Origin of the sequence: Collinsella sp. LCP21S3_C7, from assembly GCF_052118485.1 — a bacterium.
In the GTDB taxonomy this organism is placed as follows: Bacteria; Actinomycetota; Coriobacteriia; order Coriobacteriales; family Coriobacteriaceae; genus Collinsella.
This window is the reverse complement of record NZ_JBQKHC010000036.1, coordinates 1-4,346: the sequence shown is the minus strand read 5'-3', so window position 1 is coordinate 4,346 and position 4,346 is coordinate 1. Positions and strand designations below refer to the sequence as shown.

Genomic DNA, 4,346 nt, shown 5'->3' with positions numbered 1-4,346 from the left:
CTTCGTCGGCAGCGTCAGATGTGTATAAGAGACAGGTCTACAGGGCCTGAAAACCATTCTCTCTGGTGGTGCGATACCACCAGATGCATATCGGCGCGACGCTGGAGGTGTTGAGCATGTCTGACGAGCCCCATATCCCGGCCCCGTGTCCAGCCTCGTTGGCGGATGGTGGGCGTGCTTTGTGGCGTGGCGTGGCGGACGTGTTCGAGCTGACGCCGGAGCAGTTGGTGCAACTGGAGGAGGCGTGCCGGGCAAAGGATCGGCTCGATTCTCTGGATGCGGCGATCCGTGGCAAGCATGACGTGCTGCTGTCGATTGAGACGGACGGTAACGGAGTGTCCAGCTTGGTCGTGAACTCGGCGCTGCGTGAGGCGAACGCGACGGCCACGGTCCTCAAGCAGCTGCTGGCGGCGCTGCGGTTGCCGGACGTGGAGGGTCGACGGCCCCAGTATCGGGGTCCGAGGGGTGCCTATCAGAAGTCTGTGGAGTCGGTCGCATCCGCAGGCAAGGTGTCGAGCCTTGACCGGGCGCGGAAGCGGCGCGCAGGCTGATGTTCCGCCCCCTGTTCGAGGGGCAGAAGTGCTCTCTCGGCTATGCCGTCATCGACTGGCTCGAGGCGTATGCCTGCCATGGCCCTGGGCCGGTGGAGGGGCAGCCGTTGACGTTCGATGACGAGATGTTTGACTTCATCGTGGACGCCTACGAGCTCGAACCGGCGTCGGGGCGTCGGTTGATCTCTCGTGGCGTGCTGTCAATGCCGAAGGGTCGGGCGAAGTCGGAGGTCGCGGGCCTGATTGGCGTGGCGGAGGCTCTGGCCCCGGTGCGTTTTGACGGCTGGGATGCGAGCGGGCAGCCGGTGGGACGCCCGATCCGCTCCCCGTTCGTCCGCTGCCTCGCGACCGAGGAGAAGCAGTCGGGCAACACGTTCCAAAACATTGCTTTCGTGATGGGTGACTGGGGACACGACAACCACCCAGACATCTACGACGGCGTGAAGGGCATCCGCGACTACCGCTCAGCGACTAACATCTATCTGCCGAACGGTGGGGAGTGCCGCTCGAGTTCGTCTGGTGCCGCGTCGAAGGACGGCGGCAAGGAAACGTTCCTCGTGCCGGATGAGGTGCACCTGTACGTGCTCCCGGAGCTGCGGAACATGTACGCCACGACGATGCGTAACTTACCGAAGAGGTCGCGTGACGAACCGTGGGCGCTGCTGACAACGACCGCATTCCGTTACGGCGAGGAGAGCGTCTGGGAGACGATCTACAAGCGTTGGAAGGCCGAGCAACTAGGCCCCGGATGGCTGGTGCACCATCGCGAGGCGAAGGGACCGATCCGCATCTATGAGGACCGCGAGCACACGCTGGCGCAGCTGCGTTACGTGTACGGCGCGGCGATGGACCCCGTGTCGGGGTGGATGACCCCTGAACTTGCCTATCGGACGATGCTGGACCCAACCGAGTGCCGTGACGAGGCTGAGGGTGCCCGCTACTACCTGAACCGCGCCATGGCGTCCTCGGATGCGTGGATCGCGCTCAGGGCTGTGGAGGACGCCCAGATGGACGGCCCCGAACCTGCCGATGGCACAGCGATCACGCTCGGGTTCGACGGGTCGCTGAACTCCGACTCGACCATCCTCCGCGGCTGCCGGATGTCAGACGGCTACCGGTGGACGATCGGACTGTGGGAGAAACCCGAGGGTGTCGACGGCATCGGATGGCAGGTGCCGCGCACTGAGGTGCTGGAGCGTATCCGTGAGGCGCACAAGCGCTATCGCGTGATCCGAGGCCACTACGACCCACACGAGTGGCGCAGCGACATCTCAGACCTGGCGCACGAGTTCGGCGAGGACGTGGTGGTCGAATTCCCCACGACGTCGGACACCCTGATGGGGCCGGCGCTGGACACGCTCCACACCGACATCGTGAACGGCACCACGAAACAGAGCAGCGACCCGGACGCGCTGCGGCACTACGGCAACGCGTTCGTGAAGCGGCGCGGCCAGTACCGGCTGATCCGCAAGGAATACCCGAACAGCCCCCGCAAGATCGACGTCGTAGTGGCAGACGCCCTCGCGTACGCGCCGAGACGGGCTGTGCTGGCCACCGACTGGACCGATGACGACTCACAGAACAGCGCCGTGTGGTGCTTCGCCTAGACGATGAATGGAGGTGGGCATGGGTGACATTGATGTCCTGAACCGCCTCCACCGCAAGACCCCGAAGATCAAGCGCGACTACAAGCACCTCGACATGTACTACGAGGGCCTGCAGAAGATCGACGTGATCGGTCTCGCCGTGCCGCCCGAACTGAGGATGTTCGAGGTCGCGATCAACGTGCCACGCATGGCTGTGGATGAGCCGGAGCGCCGCCAGCAGTTGCGCGCCTTCCAGCGGTCGGGTTCCGACAAGATCGACCGCGGCTTGCAGGAGGCGTGGGAGTACAACAACTTGCCCTCCCAGTCATCGCTGCTGCACAAGGACTGCCGAACTTTCGGGCGCGGCTTCGCGGTCGTGTCCACAAACCCTGAAGAACCCGATCAGCCGCTCATCACCGTGGAGTCGCCTGAGGCGTTCTCGGTCGAGATCGATCCCCGTCGGCGCATGACTGCCGCGCTGCGCACCTACACCGGCGACGATGACCGGCAGCGCGCCACCCTGTACCTGCCCAACAAGAGCCGCTATCTGATCCGCGACGGCCACGACTGGGCCGACGAGTTCGACCCTGACGAGCACGGGCTTGGCCGAGTGCCGGTCGTGATGTTCCTGAACCGGCCCCGCACGGGCCGCTGGACTGGCGTGTCAGAGATGGCGGACGTGATCCCGATGACGGACGCGATCGCCCGCATCATCACGAACACGCAGATCGGCGCTGAGGCGTTGGCGTGGCCCCACCGGTGGGCCGCTGGCGTCAAGAAGGAAGACTTCATCAACCCCAAGACGGGTAAACCCATGGCGACGTGGGAGGCATACATGACCATCCTCAAGGTCACGTCGAACAAGGACGCCAGGTTCGGGTCGTGGGACGCGGCGCAACTGTCGAACTTTACCGACGCCGTGAACGCGATGCTGCGCTGGTGTGGCGGGATGTTGGGGCTCCCGACCCGCTACCTCGGTCAAGACACCGTCAATCCTGCGTCGGAGGGCGCGATCCGCGCCGATGAGGCCCGTCTAATCCGCAACGTCGAGCGCATGAACGTGTACGACGGTGACTCGTGGGCGTGGGTGATGGGCCTGCGGGAACGCCTCCGCACCGGCGAATGGCTCCCCGGCAACGAGATCAGGGCGCTGTGGCACGATCCCGCGACCCCCACCTACTCACAGCGAGCCGACGCCCTCACGAAGATGGCTGGCGGCGTGCCGATCCTCTCTCGCGAGGGCGTGTGGGACGAACTGGGATGGGACGAGGGGCGCAAGCAACGGGAGCGGGCCTACTTCCGCGAGCAGGATGCCGACCCGCTGGTGCAGGCGCTGATGGCGGCTCCGGGCGATGTCACCACAGTCGCCTGAGAAGGCGATGCTGGCCCGTTCGCGGGCCGCTGCCACGATGGTGGGCCGCGAGTGGCGCACGATCCGCGCGAGCGGCGACTGGGCTGCTCAATGGCAGTTGAAGCTGACGCCTCTGTCTCGATTGGTGGTGGCCGCGCAGATCGGTGCCGCTGCTGCTGGCGCTGCCAGCGTGGACGACGACCTGTACCGCTCCGGATACCCAGAGAAGGCGTTGGCGGAGGTCGACCCGGCTGGTTTCGGCGGATGGGCGGAGCACCCAACGTCAGGGGCAGTTCTCACAATCCCCGCCCTCCTGTATCCGGCTGTCATCACAGCCAGGGCGACGCCGGGCACTGCCACTCAGAAGCTGGCCGCTGGCGGCAGGGTGGCGCAGACGATGGCCCACTGGGCTGTGTCGGAAGCCGGCCGTAACGCCGCCATGGTCGGGGCGACTGGGAGGGCTCGCACGTCGCTGATGTTCGTGGACCCCGCCCCGATGTGCCAGCGGTGCGCGGTGCTCGTCGGGAAGCTGTTCAAGCCTGGCACGAGGTCGTTCACGCGGCACCCCGGCTGCGATGGACGCCTGGTGGCTGTCAGTGACCGGGATAAACCCTCAGTGCCTCCGCTGGACGTGTCCGACATCAAGGACCTCACCCGAGACCAGCTTCGGGCGATCGAGGACGGCGCTGACATCAACCAAGTCATCAACGCCAAGCCGGCTGTCCGCATCACCAAGGACGGCGAAAAGAAGTCGGTGCTGCGAGCCAACGGCGCCCGCACCATGTACGGCGCTCGCAGGATGGAGCGCTGGACCCCGAAAGCGATCTACGCCCCGGGGGGGGACGACCAGGACAAGCC

General features: G+C 65.6%; 4 protein-coding genes. All 4 read left to right on the top strand.

The features are described 5' to 3' along the window. Nucleotides 1-116: 116 nt before the first annotated feature. Nucleotides 117-551 carry a hypothetical protein gene (locus tag ACTQ1E_RS08690; RefSeq protein ID WP_441036951.1) on the top strand — a complete coding sequence of 145 codons (435 nt, stop codon included), beginning with the start codon at nucleotides 117-119 and terminating at the stop codon, nucleotides 549-551. A 107-nt stretch (nucleotides 552-658) separates the two neighbouring features. After that, entirely contained in the window at nucleotides 659-2,158 is a 1,500-nt protein-coding gene (locus ACTQ1E_RS08685; RefSeq protein WP_441565872.1) for a hypothetical protein, read from the top strand. Nucleotides 2,159-2,177: 19 nt separating this feature from the next. Then, on the top strand, nucleotides 2,178-3,509 hold the full coding sequence (locus ACTQ1E_RS08680) for a phage portal protein (protein ID WP_441565871.1): 1,332 nt from the start codon (nucleotides 2,178-2,180) through the stop codon (nucleotides 3,507-3,509). A 7-nt stretch (nucleotides 3,510-3,516) separates the two neighbouring features. Continuing rightward, a partial coding sequence (locus tag ACTQ1E_RS08675; RefSeq protein ID WP_441565869.1) for a hypothetical protein occupies nucleotides 3,517-4,346 on the top strand: 830 nt, incomplete at its 3' end.